Origin of the sequence: Propionispira raffinosivorans DSM 20765, from assembly GCF_000381065.1 — a bacterium.
Taxonomy (GTDB): Bacteria; Bacillota; Negativicutes; order Selenomonadales; family Selenomonadaceae; genus Propionispira; species Propionispira raffinosivorans.
The window spans coordinates 123,527-144,981 of record NZ_KB905842.1; the positions used below are offsets into that span (position 1 = coordinate 123,527).

The following is a 21,455-nucleotide window of genomic DNA, read 5'->3' on the forward strand; positions in this document are numbered from 1 at the left end:
AAGATGCTTGCCGATTCGGCAAGCATCTTTTTTAATACGTGTTTACAGGTTTGTGTTCGCTGGGAATGTAAATATAAGATAGAGGGAACGATGTGCAAATGATCGATAAAGAACAAATTCAAAAACAAATGATACAGGCAGTTGAAATGGTAAAACAGACAAACCCCATGGCGGGATCTATCACAAATAGTGTAACGATCAATCTTGTCGCCAATGCACAACTTGCTGTTGGCGGTTCGGCAGCTATGGTTTATTTACCGGATGAAGGGGAGTTTTTAGCCAAAGCTGGTGGTGCTGCCTATATTAATGTAGGTACGCTTTTTCCCATTTACGAAGAGACTTTGCCGCGGACGGTCAAAGCTTTGCAGGAGGCAGGAAAACCGTGGGTGCTTGATCCGGTTGCGATTGGTATTGGTGAACTTCGTACGAAGTTATTGCTCCAGTTAAAGCAATATAAACCAAGTGTAATCCGTGGAAATGCATCCGAAGTCATCGCCTTGGCTGGTCTGTGGGATTTGGCAGGCGGAGTGATCCAATCTAACGTGCGTGGTGTTGATTCGACGGATTCGGTTCTTGCGGCGAAAGATGCTGCCGTAGCGCTGGCAAAATGGACTGGCGGGGCTGTTGCGGTATCGGGGGAAAGGGATTTAATAACGGATGGTTCAGTGATTGCTGTGGCGCATGGCGGGTCGCATTTTTTTGAAAGAATTACGGGAGCGGGCTGCTCGCTGGGGGGCGTGGCTGCCGTTTATTTGAGTGCAGCCTCTCCTTTCATCGCTGCTTTGACGGCTGCAGCTGTTTATAATTTGGCGGGACAGCGGGCAGAACGTAAAGTCGATGGACCGGGGCATTTTCAAACGCAGTTTCTGGATGAACTCTATAAAGCTACAGGAAAAGAGATTGCGGATACTTTATTTGAACTTGAGGAGGTTACGCTATGAATACATTGGTTGCAGTTGCGATTTCTCCGTGTGGCACAGGCGAAGAGCTGTCGGCTGAAGTTGCAGAAGTGGTAAAAGTGATTCGTGAATCAGGCTTACCCAATCACACAACATCGATGTTTACGGAGATTGAGGGGGAATGGGATGAAGTGATGCGTGTCGTCAAAGCGGCAACGTTTGTCCTGGCAGAAAAGGGGATTCGTACGGAAGTTGTTTTAAAAGCGGATATACGTCCTGGGTTTACGAATATGATCCATTCAAAAGTTGAGAAAGTGAATACGATTTTGGAGAAGGTAAAATGAGTATAAAAAAAATTTTAGATATTTCGGCATATCTTGTAATTGGTCCTGAAAATACAAAGGGACGTCCGGTTGGAGAAATTATTAAAGCGGCTATTGTGGCGGGCTTTACATGCATCCAAATTCGTTCCAAGGTGGCTTCGGCGATTGAACTAATTGAGCTGACTCGTGAGGCGGCTGCTGTTATTGCTAGTCTAGGTAAATCTGACAAAGTTGCTCTACTAGTAAATGATCGGTTGGATGTTATTTTAGCGGCAAGGAAAATGGGTATCAAGGTAGATGGAATTCATGTCGGGCAAACCGATATTCCCGTGGATATTTGCCGTGACTATTTGGGGGAAGATTCTATTGTGGGTTTATCGGCAAGAACGGATGAACTGCTCGAATATATTAAAACGGTGGATGTCCGTTCCATTGACTATTTTGGTGCCGGACCTTTACATAAGACTCTGACGAAGCCAAATTGTGGACTGGATTCGACGGGTGCTATCATTACCCGAAGTTTCGCGGAGCTTACCGAGCTGCGAAAACTTAGTCCGATTCCGGTGGTAGTTGGCGGGGGTGTGAAGCTTCTCGATATACCACCACTGGCAAAAACGAAAGTTGCTGGCTTTTTTGTTGTATCTGCCGTAACGGAAGCAGAGCAGCCCGGTATCGCGTCTGCTGAGCTGGTTGAAGCATGGAAAGCGGCGATTGACATATAACATTTCATATCAACTGATATCGTTACTGCATCATCATTCTGCTGTATTGTGAAAATATGGCAGGATGGTGATTTTTTTTGTTTAGGCGGGGTAGTGGTTGATGATTGCTGCTTTTAAAACACCTTGACCACTATTGTGATAGGTATGTTCTGCCGAAGCGATGAAACTGATCGTATCATCCGCCACTAAGGTGAATTGTTCTTCTTTGATGGTTAAGGTTAACGTTCCTTCTAAAATCATAATATATTCGAGTGATTTTTCGGAATGTCCGACCGAGGTATAGGTTTGATTTTCATCCAATTCCATTTGAAAGAGTTCAAAATTCCGGGAGGCATTATTCGCATAATAGCAATAAACACGATAGTGGTGATCGGTCACGTCTTGCATTTTTGTATCGATTTTTTTAATGATGCGATTGTCAGATTGTTGCTGTTCTAAAAGGGATGTATAAGAAACTTTCAAACCTTTGGCGATTTTCCAGACGGTATTGATTGTTGGGTTTGTATCACCTTTTTCAATTTGAGAAAGCATAACTTTACTAACTTCACAGCTTTTGGCAAGCTGCCCTAAGCTCAGATTTCTCTCTAAACGAAGTCGTTTTAAATTTTCAGCAATAACATGGTTGATTTCCATAGTTTATCCTCCACTATCTTTATATTGACAATTATAATGAACGATTGTAAAATATAAAGTGTAAATTATATTTTGTGTTTGTTAAGTATATTATATAAAATTGTAAGATTAAACGCAAGATATGATTCGAACCTTGCCAATAGACAGGGTAACGTTTTAAATAGGAAGGAATAAAGGATACATGAAGAAATCATATTTAAAATACATATTGTCATTGCTTATTTTTGGTTCCAATGGCATCGTTGCCAGTTATATAGCACTCAGTAGTTCGGAAATCGTGTTGTCTAGAACCATTATTGGAAGCTTGTTTTTAGGACTTATTTTTATAATTGGCAGAAAAGACCTGCACATGGAGCAGATAAAGAAACAATGGTTTTATTTACTGGGCGCAGGTGTTTCGATGGGAGCAAGCTGGATTTGTTTATTTCAAGGCTATCAGCTCGCGAGTGTGAGTACGGCAACACTCGCCTATTATTGTGGTCCTGTTCTCGTAATCGCTGCCGCACCGTTCTTATTTCAGGAAAGCATGACAGCAAGCAAAATAATTGGCATTCTTATGGTCATTTGTGGCATGGTATTTGTAAATGGTTCAGATTTTTTGGCAGCCGGGTGGTCCATGGGACTTCTCTATGGATTGCTTTCGGCCCTATTTTATGCGGGAATGATCATTTTTATAAAAAAAGTAACAAAACTTTCGGGGTTGGAAAGTACGTTTATTCAATTGATTATAGCTGGCTTGGTGATCGCTTTATATATGCTCTGTGTACAGCATGGCGCTATGGATATATCCGGCAAAGAAATTATCCCGATTCTGTTTTTGGGGATCGTTAATACAGGAGTCGCCTGCTATTTGTATTTTTCGTCAATGCAAGCGCTTCCCGCACAGTCCGTGGCGATTTGCAGCTATGTTGATCCTTTATCCGCGCTGCTGTTTTCCGCAGTTATTCTCAATGAGCATCTTAGCTTGCTTCAAGTTGTTGGTGCAAGTTTGGTTTTGGGCGGTGCGGCCTTTAGCGAGCTATATCCATTTCGGAAAAATGAAATTTAATGATACAGTACGCCATATAAAATGTTTAATGCGTTCTAATAGCATCGTCTGGACTTATGTTTAGACGATTTTTTTTTGCGCTATGACGCAGCTGTTTTTGCTCGTAAATTCTAAAATATTCTTGACATATTCTTGCCTAATCGTATATCATATAAACAATATATGAATTATATGATATAAACTATAGGAGATGGAAGACCATGTATATTAAGAATTTACAAAAAACAAAACCAGCTGCTACACCAGACAGTTTGACGACCGACCAAATTCCTGTATCGGTACAGTGGCTTTTGGGTGAACCGGAAGGCGCACCGAATTTTGAACTGCGTTATATCACTTTTCCCGTAGGTGCAGCTACCGTCTATCATGAACATGCCTGGGAACATGAAGTTTTTGTTGTGAAAGGCTCGGGGAAGATTAAAACGGAAGCGGGAGAACAAGCCGTCACAGCTAATGATGCTGTTTTGCTCTTACCGAATGAAGGTCATCAACTCATCAATACTTCAACAGATGAAACATTTGATATTATTTGTGTCGTTCCAAAAGGAACACGGACCTTTTCTTGTCAATGCGGCTGATCTGATATGAAAAGAAAATAAAATTTAAGGAGAATCAATCATGAAGCGAAGCAAAGTATTACTCACATTTCTTTTTAGCATTTTGACGGCAGCTGCTGTTTTTGCCGGTTGTGGTTCCTCACCTGCGGACACACAAGCTGCCAAGCCTATAAAAATTGGTGCAACAGCTGGACCAAATGCAGAAATATTGGAAGAGGTTCAGAAAGAGGCGAAGAAGGAAGGCATCAATATTGAAATTGTAGAATTTAATGAATATATTCAACCCAATGTTGCCTTGGCAAATAAAGATTTGGCTATGAATGTGTACCAGCACGAACAATTTCTAAAGAATTCCATTAAAAACAACAATTATGAGTTTACATCGATTGGTGCTACTTATCTGCTGCCGTATGGATTGTTTTCGAATCGTTACAAGTCTTTTACGGAAGTACCAGACGGTTCTAAAGTGGCTATTCCGAATGATCCAACCAATGGTGGACGTGGTTTGGCTCTACTAGAAAAAGCAGGGCTCATTCGTTTGAAACCTGGTGTTGGCGCAGCTGCTGGTATTAACGATGTTATTGAAAACAAGCATAATTTGCAAATCATTGAACTGGAAGCGGCTCAACTGCCACGTGCATTAAATGATTTGGATCTAGTTGCGATACCAGGAAATTATGTTTTAAGTGCCGGTTTGAATTTGAAAGATGCACTTTTAGTAGAGGATAATAAATCACCATTTACGATTGTAGCCGTCGTTCGCAGTGAAGACAAAGACAATGCTGTATATAAGAAGATTGTGCAGATTTATCAATCAGATGCAGTTCGTCAGTTTGTAACGAATAAATACGGTGGGAATGTTGTACCTGGATTTTAAAATATTTGATTTAAAAGTATATAAAACAGAACAAAACCCTTGGAGCAAGTCTTCAAGGGTTTTGTAGTTTTAAGCTGATTTTCGCATGGACTTGCCAAGTTCTTTTAAATAATGGTACACTTTTTAGAGAATGAAAAACGGTAACGTATAGAAGAACGGGAGCAGTACAATATGGAAAAAGCAACAAATGCGCCGCCTTCGTCGGAAGAGAAAATTATTATTCATGGTACGGTTGAACGTATTACCTATCATAACGAGGAAAATGGTTTTTGTGTGCTTCGCATTAAGACCAAAGGCTTTCGTGAACTGGTAACGGTAGTTGGCTTTGCTTCGCTAATTGCCAGTGGCGAATTTGTTGAAGCAATTGGTGTCTGGAAAAATGATGTGCAATACGGCTTGCAATTGGCGGCCACTTCGCTCAAAATTACGCCGCCAACAACGCTTGCGGGGGTGCAGAAATATTTATCATCGGGACTAATCAAAGGGATTGGAGCTGTTTACGGAGAACGGCTGGTAGCTGCTTTTGGAATGGATGTCTTTAAAATCATTGAAACAGAGCCACAGCGTTTACAGGATGTGGAGGGCATTGGCAAAGTGCGCAGCAGCAAAATTACGAAAGGCTGGGAAACGCAGAAAAAGGTCAAAGAAATTATGCTGTTTTTATATGATAATGGTGTCGGTACATCGAAGGCCGTTCGAATCTATAAAACATATGGTGATCGGGCCATTGAGATCATCCAGGAGAATCCTTATCGACTTGCCAAAGATATTTATGGAATCGGCTTTCTTACGGCTGATATCATTGCACAAAAAATGGGGATTGATAAAAATTCCTTGATTCGGGCTAAGGCTGGACTTAGCCATGCTTTGTTTGAGGAGGTTGGCAATGGACATTGCGGGTATCCCAAAGATCTATTGCTGCCAAAGGTAATCGAATTATTAAATATATCGGAAGAAATTCTTGAAACTGCCCTTAACGAAGAGCTTCAACAGGAAAATCTAAGAAAAGACTTTATAGCGGCAGAAGAATGTTTGTTTATTCCTAGTCTTTATTATTATGAAAAAATAATTGCCCAAAGACTTCGGGAACTTTCGGCTGGTAAGGCGGTTTGGAGTGCAATTGATTATAAAGCGGCCGTTTCCTGGGTGGAAGAAAAATTGAAAATTACATTGGCTGAAAGTCAAAAAAAAGCAGTGATGATGGCACTTCAGTCTAAATTCATGGTGATTACAGGTGGACCGGGTGTAGGCAAAACTACGATTGTCAATTCCATCCTGAAGATATTGGAAGCCAAAAACTTACGGATTTTACTTGCGGCGCCGACGGGCCGGGCCGCTAAACGGTTACTTGAATCGACTGGCTTGGAAGCCAAAACACTGCATCGTCTTTTGGAATTTGATCCAATGGAACGGGGCTTTAAACGGGATCAGACGAATCCACTTGAGTGTGATTTGCTCGTGATCGATGAAAGTTCTATGGTGGATGCACAATTAATGTATTCTTTGTTAAAAGCTGTCCCTTTGGCAGCTTCTGTTATTTTAGTTGGTGATGTAAATCAGCTGCCTTCCGTGGGGGCCGGGCAGGTTTTATCAGATATTATTGATTCACAAACGATTCCTGTTGTTATCTTGAATGAAATTTTTCGTCAAGCAAAAACGAGTAAGATTATTACAAATGCACATGCCATTAACAATGGCAGTATGCCAGATCTTTCAAATGATTTAGCGGGTGATTTCTTTTTTGTGAATGCAGAAACGCCAGAAGATGCCCGTCAGAAAATCATAGAAATCGTTAAATATAGAATTCCTAAGCGATGGAAGTATCAGCCAATTACCGATGTTCAAGTTCTCTGTCCAGCCAATGTTGGGGGAATTGGTGCTAAATCTTTAAATATTGAACTACAAAAAGCACTGAATCCATCGGCACTGGAAAAAGTAGAGCGTTTTGGTATAACCTTTGCAACTGGGGACAAAGTGATGCAGGTGCAAAATAATTATGATAAAGAAGTTTTTAATGGTGATATTGGTTTTATAAAAGACATTCAGTCAGAGGATAAAGAACTTGTTATTTCTTTTGATGATCGGGATGTTGTGTATGATTTTGATGAACTGGATGAAGTGGCGCTCGCTTATGCATGCAGCATTCATAAGAGTCAAGGTTCAGAATATACGGCAGTTGTTATTCCTGTCATGGTACAGCATTTTATGATGTTACAGCGTAATCTTATTTATACGGGTGTAACCAGGGGCAAAAAACTGGTTATCCTCGTTGGGCAAAGAAAAGCTTTGAGTATTGCGCTGAAAGGAAAAAGACAAAATCAAGCGCGTTATTCTAAACTGAAAGAATGGCTCGTAAACAATCAAGCGAAAGAGGCAGAATCTTCTTTATTGAGTGTATAAATATGGAAAATAAATCATCGCAAGATTTAGTAATATATTGTAAAAGAGCAGGAGAATCAACCGACAAGCGAGAAATGGAAAATATAAACAAAATTGATGAGGAAAAGGTTTATATATGGAAGGCTAATGAAGTATTTGGCTGAAACTTCGCTTTATAAATATCTAACCGAGGTTAAGTAGAGTTTGCTTCTAATTTGTTCTTTAAAATAAAAAAAAGAAGTATAGGTTTGCTAAACTATACTTCTTCACTGCTTAATTTTTCTACGGTTGTGATATCGGCAGGTGCCCAGTTTAAAGAGAGTAGATTTTCTCTTTTGAGCCAAATAAGTTTCGAGTGCTCTATGGATATTGGCGTACCGACTAAAATATGGCATTTTAGTGTGATCAGATTTATCGTAAATGTATCATATTCATATGTAATATCATGAAATAATTCCTTGCATTCAATCGTGCAATGTAATTCCTCTTGAATTTCTCGTATGATAGCTGTGGGGAGATCTTCACCTTTTTCTACTTTCCCACCGGGAAATTCCCAATAGTTTGGTAAACTCATATGGGGAGAGCGGAGCGCGCAAAGAATTTCATTCTTGTCATTTTCAATAATAGCTCCAACAACTTTAATAAATTTCTTCAAATAAATCACCTCTAGAGGTAGCGTAACATATTGTCACGTATAATTCAAATTAATGTAATCATTATAGAAAGTTTCAGAGTGAGTCAATTGGTTTGGTGTATTTTTGGGATATGTTTCTTAGTATTTCTTTGTTGATAGTCAGGTAATATTAAATAATAGACGGAATATTTAAATAAATTATATTTTAGAATAATTTAAGGTTAATTGTTTAATTGTATTTTAATTAAAAAGATTTTTTCCTATTTGACTTTTATATTTATGTTATTTACAATAAAGGTAAAAATATATAGTTTTGGTAAATAAAAACAAGGAAGCTGTTTTTGCAGCTGCGGGTATTGTGTGATGAAGTTATGTGACTTTGTACCAAATACGTATTTATATCCTTATATCAGCCGATATTGGATTTGGGAAAATGAAGGCTGTTTGCCAAAAGTTTTTGCGGGTACGGGTGCAGAATTGATGTTTACCTATGGAAATCCACTGATTGTCATTCGTGCCGACGGTTCACAAATAAAATTACCAGAGAGTTATTTGATGATGCCTCGTTTTGGTTCTTATAAATTGCAACAGCAAGAGCCTTACGGATTTATTTCGATTCGTTTTCGGGCGGGGGCCTTTCGCCATTTTTGTAAAAATTCGAGTGTGGATTTTATTGATTCTTTTGTCGATATTGAAGATTTATGGGGTTATATAGGAGCAGAGTTTCGGGAACGGGTTGTTTCAGCGAAAACGATTGCTGCGAAGATTCAAATTATTGAGCATTATTTATTTTATTTTTTGGAAAAAAATCGAAAAATGGATGCTGAACTGGATTTAATGACGCGTTTATTATTATATGATTACAATAAAATCAATGTCAGTATGCTGTGCAAGGACTCTTGCTTGAGTCAACGGCAAATTGAACGTAAGCTGAAGGAAGCGGTAGGAGTCAGCCCAAAAACCTTTCAACGAATTTCGCGTTTTGAAGCGCTCATAAAGGAACTTCTTTTGAATCATCAACAAAAATATTTAGAGATCGCTATGGACTATGGCTATTATGACCAGTCACATTTTCTTAAGGAATTTAAAAAATATGTAGGTGAATATCCAAGTGCTTTTTTGCAGGAAAAAAATTTCATGTCGAATTTTTACAATAAAAAACTCCATATATGATGTATAATTTTCATTTGAATTGATATCACGAGATCTCAATTCAGATGAAATTCACAAAATTATAGTATAGTTATAGAAAGTAGTATAGTTATAAAAATTCGTACTATATAAGTGCATTGTTAATAAGGGGATATGTAGATGAAATGGTTTGACCGTTTGCAAGTGAAGCAAAAGTTATGGGTTTTGATTTTGGTTTTTGTTTTTGCCATTATAGGTGTGTCTTTCGTGGGTAGTTTTGATTTACAGCAGAGTAATAATCGAATGGATCAACTTTACACAAGTAATGTGCAGCAAATTCGCTTAGCTTATAAGAATAAAGTAATTATAAATCAATTGGAATCCGATGTTTATGCACTGATGGCTGCTACGGATGCAAGCGACAATCAGAGACTCAGTAAGGATATTATCGCAAAAAGAAAAGAGATGGATGACAATTTTTCACTTTATGAAACCTTGTCATTAAATAAAGAACAGATAGAAGAAATGAATGTTTTGAAGGCTGGTCTGAAGGACCTTCGCAAGGCAGATGATGCTGTAGTTGCTTTGGCAATGCAGAATAAAAATCAAGAAGCATATGCTTTATATCAAAAAGAAGCCGTACCACTCGTTCAAAAAACATTAGCTACGTTAGATAAAATTGCTGATAGCTCAGATCAGGGCGGTCAGGAGATGAATGAGTTTGCAAAAGGTGAAATGCATTCATCGATAAGGGATTATATTATTATTGCTGTAATAGCGATCCTGCTAGGTATGGGGATTGGTGTTTTAACTATCAGGCAGATTGGTAGGCGGTTGCGTATGACGGTGGATTTCCTGATCCGTATAGCGGAAGGGGACTTTGCCCATAATGTTCCAGAAGAAAGCCTGCAAGATAGAAGTGAATTTGGTATATTGTCACGTTCTGTGGATAAAATGAATCGTAGTGTACGTGAGCTCATTCAACAAATACAGGGAGCCTCACAACAGATGGCTTCATCGTCACAAGAGCTTACCGCAAGTGCTGAACAGTCAGCACAAGCTGCTACACAAGTTGCTGAGTCAACGATGCATGTAGCCGATAGTGGTAAAGAACAACTTAAACTTGTTGGCTATACAATGCAAGTTATTGAAGAAATGGGAAAGGGACTTGATGAAGTCAATCAACATACAAAAGCACTAAATGAATCCAGTCAAAAAACTTCGGCCACTACAGCTGACGGTACGAAAGCCATTAAAACGACGGTTGATCAAATGGAACGTATTGGTAAGCGGACCGAAGATGTGGCAGGCGTTATTAACACGTTGGATAATTATTCACAAGAAATTGGGAAAATTGTCGAAATAATTTCGGGTATTGCAGCACAGACCAACCTTTTAGCGTTGAATGCGGCAATTGAAGCGGCCCGTGCCGGTGAAGCTGGACGAGGTTTTGCCGTTGTTGCAGAAGAGGTTCGTAAGCTGGCGGAAGGATCTTCCAAAGCTACGGGTGAAATTACAGAACTTATTAAAAATATTCAAGAGAAAACAACGATGGCAGTTTCGACGATGAACGAAAATAAGAAAGAAGTTAAAGCTGGTAAGGATATTGTGGATATAGCTGGTCAGAAATTTGATCAGATTTTTGCGATGATTACGGAAATACATAACAGAATCAATGAAATTTCAACATCAACACAGAAATTGGATACGGGTGCTAAACGTGTTGTTACATCAGCAGAAAATATCGATAAAGAATCACGTAAAGCAGCCGATGAAACACAAACAATTTCAGCGGCTACACAAGAACAATCCGCATCAATGGAAGAAATTGCAAGCGCAAGTACTCATTTATCGAATATGGCTGAAGATTTGCAAGCTGCTATACAGAAATTCAAGGTATAATCTAGGCCATAACTTAAATATCTAAGCTTTTTTGCTGGCAAAAAAATTCATGTCGAATTTTTACAATAAAAAGTTCCCTATTTGATTTATAATAATAATGTAGTAGGAGATATAAGTTCAATATATAAGGAGGCTTGTGCCTTTTTATGGGTACATTCATTTTTATTGTTCCAGAGACAGATTATGCTTACATATGGTTTTTGTTCAAAGTCTGATAATTGAGTTGCATGAGATTGACGTCAGAAATTATGACGGAGCTGTTTTTGCTGCTGCTAATTTAGCCGCGGAAGGTCTTATCGCTTTTGAACTGTGCCGGTTTTGGTATAAATAGTGCAACACAGATCCAAGCCGTTATTGGAACAGCCTTGGTAGGGGCTGTGGGATTTGATGCACCTCTGGGGTTAAACAATAAAAGTGGCGATGAATTTTATAATTCAAACGCACTCCGCGATACAGGGGAATTAGTCTAGACTTTTCTAGACAACAGCTGATTACACTTTGTCAGCTGTTATTTTTTTGAAATAAGAATGCGTTTGTACTTGACAATATGTCTGTTTCCTGATAAATTAGAAGAATAATTTAATAATGCGATATGGGACTGACGGAAAAATGTGGAGTTAACCACGTGGACCATATTGTTAAAAAGCCGACCGTCTGGGCAAAGATCAATCTACTTTGTTCGGATGGTCTATTTTTATTGCTTTTTTTGATAAAGATAACGGACCGAACTGCTTTTTGGTTTTTATGACAAGAGAAGGAGTGCTGGGAAAATGAAAAATCGGTGGCTTATTGTATTGGCGGCAATTGGAATTCATATCTGCATTGGCAGTGTTTATGCATGGAGTGTTTTAACGAAACCTATTATGCAGGAAATGGGATTTACCTTGAAAGAAACGACGTGGACATTTTCGATTGCAATTTTGTTTTTAGGTCTTTCAGCGGGTTTTTTGGGGAGCTTTGTAGAAAAATATGGTCCTCGTAAAGCGGGTCTTGTTTCTATGGTGTTTTTTGTTTTAGGCATGTTTGGCACAGCTTTTGCTTTGCACATGCATAGTTTGATACTTTTGTATATCTTTTATGGCGTTGTTGGCGGTATTGGTCTTGGTGTTGGTTATATCACACCCGTTTCGACGCTTGTGAAATGGTTTCCGGATAAACGTGGTTTAGCTACGGGGCTCGCTATTATGGGATTTGGGTTTGCTAGTCTCATTGCTGGTCCGGTTATGCAGCTTTTGGTTCGTGAATTTGGTCTTGTAACCAATTTTCTTATTTTGGGATTCGTCTATATGCTGGTTATGGCATCAGCCGCATTTTATTTGGCACCACCGCCTAAAACTGGAACTGAAACAGCGGTGAAAAGCAAAACGATCAAGGCAAATTTGTATCGTCAATTTACGGCGAATGAAGCGATGCATACCTGGCAGTTTTATGCATTGTGGTGGGTGTTTTTTACGAATATTACCTGTGGCATTGGTTTGCTTAGTGTAGCATCGCCGATGGCACAAGAAATCGTAAAAATGTCGCCGGCAGCAGCAGCTTCCATGGTGGGGGTTATTGGACTCTTGAATGGTTTGGGTCGTATTGTCTGGGCATCACTTTCGGATTATTGGGGGCGCGCTTTTACCTACATTCTATTCTTCATTCTTGAAGTTGCAGCGTTTTTTCAACTGGCGGATACGGCGGATGCTTTTCGTTTTCAGATTCTCGTATTTCTTATCATTACCTGTTATGGTGGTGGGTTTTCGTGTATGCCGGCCTATTTGAGCGATTTGTTTGGCACAAAACAATTGAGTGCGATTCATGGCAGGATACTCACGGCGTGGGGGGCAGCTGGTGTTGCAGGTCCAGTGCTTCTTACATGGATTCGTGAAACGACAAATAGTTATGCTGCTACGTTATACTTTTTTTCGGCTTGTTTCGTTTTATCCTTACTCGTTGCTATTATTTTGAAAGTTAAGACAAAGCGTGGAGTGCTTGTTCGTCCACAATAGAAGATACAAAAAAGGCCATCAACTCTTAATTGAGATGATGGCCTTTTTGTATAGATGAGCAGCTTATTTTTCAGATTGCTCAACTGGGGTGGGCGCTGTGTCAGGCATCAGTAAATTTTCGATGTCAGCTTTTAAAAGTGTGACAGCTGTTGCGATTTCGCCTTTTTCCAAATAGTCAACCAATGCTAAATGTAAATCCATCGTTATAGAATTCTTTTTTTGCACGAAAAATATCGTTTGAATATTTAATGCGTCTTCTAAAAGTTTATAGGCATAATGATTGCCGTAGATAGAAAATAATTTTAGATGAAACTGGCAGTTGTATTGCCAGTGTGCCATGAAGTCGTTATCGGGACAATTCATATAGTCTACGCAGGTGGATCGTAGTTCTTTGATCCAAGCTTGGTCAATATAAATACAATAACTTTGTAGAAAAGAAGATTCGAGAGCGGATCGGAATTTTATAATTTCTAATAGCTGCTGTCGGCTGGGCTGCAATATTTTATAGCCTTGACGAGGAATACTGGAGAGAAGCGAAGTTCCTGTCAGCTGGGTAAGTGCTTCTCTTATGGGGGCACGACTGATGTTGTATTTTTCCATCAGGCCTTTTTCTGTTAAAATTGTATCGGCGGGATATATGCCGTTGATGATATCAGAGAACAAAGCATCATATACTTTATTTTTTAAAGAAGCAGAGTGTTTCGTCATAAAAATGTCTCCTTAGATATAGTTGCTTAAGCTATTATGATATAGTAAAAATCAAGGATAGTCAATGTCTTGCGCCGCAGAGCTTATGGTGATTAGACGATTTTAATAAAATTTGTAATCATATTACAATTGTACTTGATTTATGAAATATGGCATAAATTTAATGTTTTTTTTGGATTTATGTCGATAAATAATAATATTGTATACAATTGTTAGAATATATTGTCTTTATTTTAATATCGTGATATGATTAGGTAGAAATTAATCAAGGAAATAAAAACTTTTTAAGATTGATTTTATAGGTACAAGCTAGAAAAAAATGATGATTCTGTGGTCATATTAAAAAGCGGGGAGAGATGATTATGATTGATAACAAAATTACGATCAAAGATGACGAACTCGTAAATGTGCAGCGAGGAGCAATTGGACATCGGGCAATCTGGACTGGGCTAACTTATACCAAGGCAAGAGATGCCGGTATGGCAGATCCCGCGGAGGCTTTTATTCGCGCAGCGATTGCTGAAACAGGTCAGCTGCAGGGAGCCGAAATCAAAGAACAATGTAAAGATCCAAATAGTGTGCGTTCTTTTGCAGATACGTTCTTAACACCAAATGTAGTAAAAACTTTTGAAGTTGAATTTAAAATGAAAAATGAAGATCGCATGGATATGGAATTTCATCATTGTCCACTTTTAAAAGGATGGCAAGACGCTGGGCTTGATGACAAAACTTGCGAGAAATTATGTGATATGGCGATGGATGGCGATCGAAATATTGCCAAGGCTATGGGGTTTGAATTTCATTTAGGTGATACCATTGCCAATGGGGATAAAACTTGTAAGATTTCTTTCTATAAAACTGGTAAATGAGTAAGGCGTTTTAAAAGGAGGAAATTTAATGGATACAATTCAATATGATAATTATATTAAAATATTAAAAGAAGAACTGATTACGGCTATGGGCTGTACGGAGCCGATTGCGATTGCTTTTGCCGCAGCGAAGGCCCGGGCGGTTTTGGGTCAGATGCCGGAGAAAATGCTTGTTCGCTGCAGTGGCAATATTATTAAAAATGTCAAGGGTGTCATAGTGCCAAATTCTGGCGGGCAAAAAGGTGTTGAAGCAGCGGCGATTTTAGGTGCTGTTGCCGGGAATGCGGAACTTGAACTTCAGGTTATCAGCCAAGTGAGTCCAACTGAAATTGAACAGACGCGTGTTTTATATAGTCAGGGTTTGTGTCAATGTGAATTGGAAGAAGGCACTGAAAATCTTTTTATTCGCGTCGAACTTAGTGCAGGTAAAGAAACAGCTGCTGTAGAAATTAGGACGAAACATAATCATATTGCCAGAATTGAGAGAAATGGTCAGATTTTATTTGAACAGCCGGATGTTGTCCTAAAAGGTGCTGGTGATAAATCTAAGCTCAATATACAAGATATCCTGGATTTCGCTAAGATCGTTAATTTGGATGATATAAGAGAAATCATTGGCAGGCAGATTACGTATAATTCTGCTATATCCGCAGAAGGTTTGGCTCATAAATGGAGCTCACAAGTAGGTCAAATGCTTATCCAATCGGGTGGCAATGATGTGCGGACAAGAGCTAGAGCTGCTGCTGCTGCCGGGTCAGATGCACGGATGAATGGCTGCGCGCTTCCAGTTGTTATCAATTCAGGGAGCGGCAATCAAGGGATTACCTGCACCATGCCAGTTGTTGTTTATGCAAAAGAGCGGGGCTGCGATGACGATACATTGTATCGGGCACTTGTTCTTACCAATTTATTATCTTTGCATCAGAAGCGTTATATTGGCAACTTATCTGCTTATTGTGGTGCGGTATCTGCAGGGGCCGCTGCGGCCTGTGGCATTGCTTACCTCGATGGTGCAGATTATGATGTTATCGGCAAAACGCTGATTAATACGTTAGGGAATGTTGGCGGTATTGTGTGTGATGGAGCAAAGGCTTCTTGTGCCGCAAAAATTTCTAGTGCTGTTGATGCCGGAATTATGGGCTATGAGATGGCAAGGCGCGATTTGTTTTTTCCTTTTGGTGAGGGCCTTGTTGAAAAAGACTATGAAACAACAATTCAAAATATCGGGCGCGTTGGTCGTTTGGGTATGAAATCCACGGATGTGGAAGTTCTTAATATCATGATCGGCAAATAAGCGCTTGGTTATGAATATGGGTATAAAAAAGAATAAAGCTGTCGATGAAATAGTTGTCTTCAAAGGAGAAGCCGCTAGGATAAAATTTGTTTTACAACGAATTGCAGCCTAGCGGATCTATATAATTAGATAAAGTCTGAATTTTTAGTTAAATTAAAGAAGAGTAAAACCCCTTACATTCGATTGTTTAAAAATATAAGGAGTGATAATAATGGAAAAAGAATCAATTCGTATAAAAAAAGTAGTGTTGTTGGCAGGCGCGTTGTCCGCCTATTGGATTGGGTCTGGATTTGCAACAGGACAAGAAGTTTTGCAATTTTTTACGACAAGCGGGACAAATGGAATTATAGCAGCTTTGATTTTCCTTGTGTTAATGAGTTTCTTATCCTATGGTTTGTATGGAATCGGTCAAAAAAAGAAATTTGAAAATCCATATGATGTTTTTGAGTATTATTGTGGGAAGTTTTTAGGCTCGATTTATGTATGGTATAGTGTCATACTCGTTTATGCAATTTTTGTTGTTATGCTTGCGGGTGGCGGTGCCACAATTGAACAATATTATGGAGTACCAACGTATATCGGGACTGGCGCTATTGCTATTTTGGCACTGGGAACAACGCTTTTAGGTGTGGAAAAATTAATAGATATTATCGGTGTTATTGGGCCGATCAAAATTGTTTTTGTGGCGATTGTTGGGATCGCCGGAATTGTTACTCTTTTTGGTCAACCAACTTTATTGACAGAAGCAAACACGCTTATGCCAACACTGGGCTTTAAAGCCGCTTCATCGAATTGGGCCTGGTCCGGTGCGCTTTATGCATTTCTTGCTTTGATGGTCAGTATACCATTTCAAGTTGACTGTGGCGCATCGGCAGCAAATTTAAAAGAAGCAAGAACGGCCGGACTGGTTGGAACTTTTGCTTTTACAATTGCCATTATCTCTTTGGTTATTGGTGAACTTGTTTATTATGAATTGATTGTTGGGCAGCAGGTTCCTACGTTAGCCATTGCAAATCATATCTCACCAATGCTGGGATTGATCTTTTCAGTGCTGATTGTTTTATCAATCTATTCAGCGGTAGCTTCCTTCCTTTTAATGACGGTTCGGAAATTTGCGGCTGATAAAACGAAGAAATTTAAGATTATTGCAATCGTTCTTACAGCGATCGGTATGTTCTTTGGCGGTATCATTCCATTTGATAAATTAGTTAATATTTTGTATCCAATAGCCGGATATTCCGCCATTGTGTTTGCTTGTTTCATGCTTTATAAAGAATTGACAGAAAAAACTGTCGTGGAAAAAGAAAAAGCTACCGTTGAAACGAGTAAATAATTCATTTCTATGAAAGAACGCATTAAAAAAATTACATCGGCCTATCAGGGGGAGAGGGCATCGTTTACTTCCTACATAAACGATGTCCTACCCCAGTCTTGACGATTGCCATATAAAATGTTTAATACCATATATATAGGTGCAAAAAACCGCTTAAAAATTTTAGGCGGTTTTTTTGTCTTTGCTATTTGATACTTTATGAATCAAAGACGTTTCAAAGATGTTTTTGCTATATTATTATTAGGTATATAGAGGAGGCAGTTTATATGAAAGAGTTAATAAAAAAAGCCATAGTATGCTCATTGGTAGCAGGTTTTTTACAATATGGATTGGGTACGTCTTTGGTCAAGGCTGCATCACATGATGATCAGCAATTGCAAAATCAGCAGGATCAGCAGCAACAGGACAAAAAACGTCGCGAAGAGCAGGATCGAAAAAATCCACAACATCAAGGGCAGCAACGACCTGATCAGCAACGTCAGGATCAACAACGACCTGATCAACAGCACCAAGACCAGCAACGTCAAGATCGACAACGAAATGATCAACAGCATCAGGATCAGCAACGTCAGGATCAGCAACGTCAAGATCGACAACGACCTGATCAGCAACGCCAAGACCAGCAGCGCCAAGACCAGCAGCGTCAAGATCAGCAGCGCCGAGATCAGCAACAGCAAGATCGACAACATCAGCAGCAACAGCAAGATCAGCAGCGCCAGGATCAACAATTCCAGCAGCAACAACAGCACCGAGATCAACAACGCCAGCAACAGCGGGATCAGCGAAGACATGATTGGTCACAGGATGCTTATCGCAACGATAATTGGCACGGAACATCACGGCAATATAATGAATCGTCACCTTTTAAATGGCATGAATCGCGTTCTTCCATGAATGATCGTTTCTCATCAGATTATCGTATGGACCGGATTGATGATGATGCTTGGAATAATCGTTTCCCGGGATTGCATTCTTATCGCTGGCATGATAGTGATCGTTATAACCAAGGCGATTTTTGGTATCGTGGGGTACGTGTACGCGATGCTGTTTTATTCTATGATGATTCGGATGAATTGGTTGGCACAGGTTTTATGTTTAATAATGAGTTTGTGTTCATCAGGGATGACCAAGAAGTATATCAACGTAATGACTCTTTGCTATTGAGAACGATCAGCCTGTTGCTAAAGCTTTAATCTTCATAAAGGCTATCAATATATATGCATAATAGCATGCTTGTTTTTGTATATTCGTATTTTTAAAACTCACATGCAGTCTAATTTGATTTTTTTCGTAAAATTTGCTAGCTTATGATATATTAGTAGTAAATATCATAAGCTACTTTTTATGGGAAAATCAAATTAAAGGAATCGAGAGGAAAAGATGTCGGATATACAATTGGTGCGAAATGAAAAACAGCTTCAAGTGATTGAGGAATTGAATCGTAATATTCTATTGACTGCTGGTGCGGGAACAGGGAAAACAGATACCTTATCGGATCGGGTAGCCTATATTATCGATCAGGGGCAAGCGATACCAGAAGAGATTTTATGTATGACTTTTACGAATAAAGCTTGTCTTGAATTAAAAGAGCGAATTATTTCGGCTGTTAAAGAAAAAGGTTTGTTTGTTACTGTGAAAACATTCCATAGTTTTTGTTATGATGTCGTAAAAACGGAAGCAAAAAAAAATTCGGATTTGTTTACGGATTTCATTATTTTTGATGAAGATGATTGTAAAGAACTAGTGAGAGCTGTCAGCCCATATCGGGGGCTTGCGAGTTCTTTACAAAATTTTGTGAATCTAGTGAAACAGTATCGGGCTATTTATGATATCTATTCAGAAAGTTCTTTACGTGATTATGGACTGGTTATAGATCGGTTATTCGCTGAAAAAGAAGTTGTGCTGAATGGAGTGTGCCGAAGGTCTGATTATTCGACGGATCAAGTCATGCAGGAAGTGATGCAAAAGAATGGGGCTTCTTTTATTGAAGTATATAATCAGCAGCTGAAGGATATGCATGGTTTGGATTTTAATGATTTGACAACCAATGTATACCAGCTATTTAAAGATGTAAATGTTCGCGATACTTGGCGGGGGAAATATAAGTATATTAATATAGATGAAATGCAAGATACAAGCGAGGTCGAGTATAAGATTTTATCACAGTTATTTACAGGCAATAATATTTTGCTTTGCGGTGATTATTTCCAGACAATCTACGAATGGCGAGGTTCAAGGCCGGCTTCTATTTTACCGCGTTATATTGAAGAATTTCAGCCGCTTACAATTGCTTTTGAAGAAAATTATCGTTCTACAAATATGCTGCTCAATGCATCATACTCCTGTTTACAAAACATGTTTGGTGAACAAGTGCAAATGCTCTATCCAAAGGAAATTAAGTCGGCGGCTAAAACGGTCGGTGAAAAAATCATAGTGAAGCAGGCGGAAACAATCGAACTGGAGGCACGCTGGATCTTTGGTGAAATTAAAAAATTAAAATTGGAAGATATTTCTAGAGCCTGTATCCTTACTAGAAATAATGGCTATAATCAAGAATTGAGTCATTATTTTACGGCACTTAATGATAAACAACCACTGGCGGAACGATTGGATTTTATTTTAGTGGATGAGTTTAAGTTTTTCCGCAGGCAGGAAATTAAGGACGTGCTGTCTTTCTTGAAACTAATTGTCAATCGAAATGATGTGACAAGTCTTAAACGTATTTTGAAACGGTTTGCCAGTGGCATTGGTGAGAAGACAATTGAAACGATCGAGTCGACTGAATTTAGGGAGGCGGGCGTGAAGTTAACCGATTTTATTGACCCGAAAACGCAAGTTGATTGGGATTCATTCTATTGCTTGTTGACGGAATTGGATAAAGGGAATATCGTTGTTTTTGATGTTGAAAGTACGGGAATCAATACAACAGAAGATGAGATCATCCAAATTGCGGCGGTACGCTTGGATCGTTATGGTAAGGTTCAGGCGAAATTTGATCGCTTGCTGCAAACTACGAAACCCGTAGGAAATTCTTATTTTGTACATGGATTTTCTGATGAAATTTTAGCAGAAAAAGGCGAAGATCCGGTTGCGGTGTTGAAAGACTTTTTGTCATTTTCAAATGGAGCGGTGATTGTGGGGCATAATGTTAACTATGATATCAGTATTCTTACCAGCCAATTGAGTCGATTTAACTTAGAACACCCGAAGTTTTTGGCTTCTTATGATACGCTCGATATCTTTAGAAGATTTTATCCTAATTTAGCAAATCACAAGCTTGCTTTTTTGAGTGAGCATTTTGCGCTGTACAACAAACCAACACATAATGCGTTTGATGATATATTGGCTACGGCTGATTTACTGCTCTTGGCAATCGAAAAGAATATTCGGCCAACAGCAATGGTCCGTATGGCTTATATCGAAAAATATCTAAAACAATTCAGTTCTATGGCAGATATTATAGGAAAGCTGACTTCACAAAGTTATCAGAGCAGACCTTGCGAATTGCTTGCTGAAATCGTAAAGGCGGCTCAGATCAAAGAGTTTTATGAAAAAAATGGCGAAGAGCAGAGAATTATTCGCATTCGCGAATTTTATTTAATTGCGAAAGACTATGATGATTTGAGACTGAATCCACGTGATGCTTTATTTGAGCTTTTAAAAATGACGGCTTTATCCAATAGTGAAATGGATCGTATTTTGGTGAAACGACCGAGAATACCAATTATTACGGTTCATCAAGCCAAAGGTACGGAATTTGATTATGAATTTTTAGCAGGCATGCAGGACAATACCTTTCCCTCTTATCAGGCACTGAAAAACGGGAATCTTGAAGAAGAAAAACGATTGTTTTATGTTGCAATCACCAGGGCGAAAAAGAAACTTTATATAAGTTCAAGCAAGAAGGTAAAAGGCAGAATGCAGGCCGTTAGTCAATTTATAAAAAACATTCCGGCAAAGTTTATCGAAGTCGTTTAAGGATGTTTGTTGGCAATCGTTATTTTTGCAAGAAAAAAGAGGCCGTATGATAGAGAAAAATCTTCATCATACGGCTTCTTTAATTTTAAATTTATTATAAATGGCGAAATCTTTCTAACCGATTCTTGTAGGAGAAAAACCATGGTCAGTGGTATTTCGGTAGATTGATTTGCCAGT

General features: G+C 38.9%; 21 protein-coding genes and 1 riboswitch. Of the genes, 17 read left to right on the top strand and 4 right to left on the bottom strand.

Going from position 1 to position 21,455, the window contains the following annotated elements; translation table 11 throughout:
• The first annotated feature begins 98 nt into the window (after positions 1-98).
• From thiM to F606_RS0104595, 3 genes are read left to right on the top strand one after another with little or no spacing between them, the layout of a single operon-like run.
• Positions 99-941 (top strand): hydroxyethylthiazole kinase, encoded by an 843-nt coding sequence (thiM, locus tag F606_RS0104585; RefSeq protein ID WP_026329248.1) that lies wholly within the window; start codon positions 99-101, stop codon positions 939-941.
• Positions 938-1,243, top strand: coding sequence for an MTH1187 family thiamine-binding protein (locus F606_RS0104590; RefSeq protein WP_019552700.1), 306 nt, complete (start codon positions 938-940; stop codon positions 1,241-1,243). Before thiM ends, F606_RS0104590 begins: the two co-directional genes overlap by 4 nt.
• Positions 1,240-1,944 carry a thiamine phosphate synthase gene (locus tag F606_RS0104595; protein WP_019552701.1) on the top strand — a complete coding sequence of 235 codons (705 nt, stop codon included), beginning with the start codon at positions 1,240-1,242 and terminating at the stop codon, positions 1,942-1,944. The genes F606_RS0104590 and F606_RS0104595 overlap by 4 nt, the downstream gene beginning before the upstream one ends.
• Before the next feature lie 81 nt (positions 1,945-2,025).
• Here the strand turns inward: F606_RS0104595 and F606_RS0104600 are convergent, their stop codons facing one another.
• The gene (locus tag F606_RS0104600; RefSeq protein WP_019552702.1) at positions 2,026-2,577 is read right to left on the bottom strand and encodes a helix-turn-helix domain-containing protein; all 552 of its coding nucleotides are present in this window, start codon (positions 2,575-2,577) and stop codon (positions 2,026-2,028) included.
• Positions 2,578-2,758: 181 nt separating this feature from the next.
• Here F606_RS0104600 and F606_RS0104605 point away from each other — a divergent pair, with 181 nt between their 5' ends.
• The 5 genes from F606_RS0104605 (at position 2,759) to F606_RS23110 (ending at position 7,602) form a co-directional block, all read left to right on the top strand.
• Positions 2,759-3,625, top strand: a complete 867-nt coding sequence (locus F606_RS0104605; RefSeq protein WP_019552703.1) for a DMT family transporter — start codon at positions 2,759-2,761, stop codon at positions 3,623-3,625.
• A gap of 200 nt (positions 3,626-3,825) precedes the next feature.
• A complete protein-coding gene (locus F606_RS20585; protein WP_019552704.1) occupies positions 3,826-4,203 on the top strand; it encodes a cupin domain-containing protein in 378 nt (125 codons plus the stop codon).
• A gap of 40 nt (positions 4,204-4,243) precedes the next feature.
• The gene (locus tag F606_RS0104615; protein ID WP_019552705.1) at positions 4,244-5,059 is read left to right on the top strand and encodes a MetQ/NlpA family ABC transporter substrate-binding protein; all 816 of its coding nucleotides are present in this window, start codon (positions 4,244-4,246) and stop codon (positions 5,057-5,059) included.
• A 171-nt stretch (positions 5,060-5,230) separates the two neighbouring features.
• Positions 5,231-7,459: an SF1B family DNA helicase RecD2 gene (recD2, locus tag F606_RS0104620; RefSeq protein ID WP_019552706.1), complete on the top strand. Its 2,229-nt coding sequence runs from the start codon at positions 5,231-5,233 to the stop codon at positions 7,457-7,459.
• Positions 7,460-7,461: 2 nt separating this feature from the next.
• Positions 7,462-7,602, top strand: coding sequence for a hypothetical protein (locus tag F606_RS23110; RefSeq protein WP_019552707.1), 141 nt, complete (start codon positions 7,462-7,464; stop codon positions 7,600-7,602).
• A 92-nt stretch (positions 7,603-7,694) separates the two neighbouring features.
• Here the strand turns inward: F606_RS23110 and F606_RS0104630 are convergent, their stop codons facing one another.
• Positions 7,695-8,093 carry a (deoxy)nucleoside triphosphate pyrophosphohydrolase gene (locus F606_RS0104630; RefSeq protein ID WP_019552708.1) on the bottom strand — a complete coding sequence of 133 codons (399 nt, stop codon included), beginning with the start codon at positions 8,091-8,093 and terminating at the stop codon, positions 7,695-7,697.
• A gap of 342 nt (positions 8,094-8,435) precedes the next feature.
• Between F606_RS0104630 and F606_RS22190 the strand changes: the two genes are divergently transcribed.
• The 4 genes from F606_RS22190 to F606_RS0104650 all read left to right on the top strand — a co-directional run bounded on the left by F606_RS22190 (position 8,436) and on the right by F606_RS0104650 (position 13,096).
• Positions 8,436-9,245, top strand: a complete 810-nt coding sequence (locus F606_RS22190; protein ID WP_019552709.1) for a helix-turn-helix transcriptional regulator — start codon at positions 8,436-8,438, stop codon at positions 9,243-9,245.
• A 138-nt stretch (positions 9,246-9,383) separates the two neighbouring features.
• Positions 9,384-11,105, top strand: coding sequence for a methyl-accepting chemotaxis protein (locus F606_RS0104640; RefSeq protein ID WP_019552710.1), 1,722 nt, complete (start codon positions 9,384-9,386; stop codon positions 11,103-11,105).
• A gap of 302 nt (positions 11,106-11,407) precedes the next feature.
• The gene (locus F606_RS23115; protein WP_019552711.1) at positions 11,408-11,575 is read left to right on the top strand and encodes a hypothetical protein; all 168 of its coding nucleotides are present in this window, start codon (positions 11,408-11,410) and stop codon (positions 11,573-11,575) included.
• A gap of 114 nt (positions 11,576-11,689) precedes the next feature.
• A riboswitch (ZMP/ZTP riboswitch) is annotated at positions 11,690-11,772 on the top strand.
• 103 nt (positions 11,773-11,875) lie between these two features.
• Positions 11,876-13,096 carry an L-lactate MFS transporter gene (locus F606_RS0104650; protein ID WP_019552712.1) on the top strand — a complete coding sequence of 407 codons (1,221 nt, stop codon included), beginning with the start codon at positions 11,876-11,878 and terminating at the stop codon, positions 13,094-13,096.
• A 63-nt stretch (positions 13,097-13,159) separates the two neighbouring features.
• On the opposite strand, the gene F606_RS0104655 is transcribed toward F606_RS0104650, so the two are convergent.
• Positions 13,160-13,804: a GntR family transcriptional regulator gene (locus F606_RS0104655; RefSeq protein ID WP_019552713.1), complete on the bottom strand. Its 645-nt coding sequence runs from the start codon at positions 13,802-13,804 to the stop codon at positions 13,160-13,162.
• Between the two features lie 362 nt (positions 13,805-14,166).
• On the opposite strand from F606_RS0104655, the gene F606_RS0104660 reads away from it, so the two are divergent.
• From F606_RS0104660 to F606_RS0104675, 3 genes are all read left to right on the top strand, one after another.
• On the top strand, positions 14,167-14,673 hold the full coding sequence (locus F606_RS0104660; protein ID WP_019552714.1) for an L-2-amino-thiazoline-4-carboxylic acid hydrolase: 507 nt from the start codon (positions 14,167-14,169) through the stop codon (positions 14,671-14,673).
• Between the two features lie 28 nt (positions 14,674-14,701).
• Positions 14,702-15,967 (top strand): L-cysteine desulfidase family protein, encoded by a 1,266-nt coding sequence (locus F606_RS0104665; RefSeq protein ID WP_019552715.1) that lies wholly within the window; start codon positions 14,702-14,704, stop codon positions 15,965-15,967.
• A gap of 211 nt (positions 15,968-16,178) precedes the next feature.
• On the top strand, positions 16,179-17,300 hold the full coding sequence (locus tag F606_RS0104675) for a YkvI family membrane protein (RefSeq protein ID WP_019552717.1): 1,122 nt from the start codon (positions 16,179-16,181) through the stop codon (positions 17,298-17,300).
• 345 nt (positions 17,301-17,645) lie between these two features.
• On the opposite strand, the gene F606_RS20595 is transcribed toward F606_RS0104675, so the two are convergent.
• Positions 17,646-18,161, bottom strand: a complete 516-nt coding sequence (locus F606_RS20595) for a hypothetical protein (protein ID WP_154651099.1) — start codon at positions 18,159-18,161, stop codon at positions 17,646-17,648.
• 29 nt (positions 18,162-18,190) lie between these two features.
• On the opposite strand from F606_RS20595, the gene F606_RS0104685 reads away from it, so the two are divergent.
• Together F606_RS0104685 and F606_RS0104690 are read left to right on the top strand one after the other, a co-directional pair.
• A complete protein-coding gene (locus F606_RS0104685; RefSeq protein ID WP_019552719.1) occupies positions 18,191-18,493 on the top strand; it encodes a hypothetical protein in 303 nt (100 codons plus the stop codon).
• Positions 18,494-18,680: 187 nt separating this feature from the next.
• The gene (locus F606_RS0104690; protein ID WP_019552720.1) at positions 18,681-21,278 is read left to right on the top strand and encodes a 3'-5' exonuclease; all 2,598 of its coding nucleotides are present in this window, start codon (positions 18,681-18,683) and stop codon (positions 21,276-21,278) included.
• The last annotated feature ends 177 nt before the right edge of the window (positions 21,279-21,455 follow it).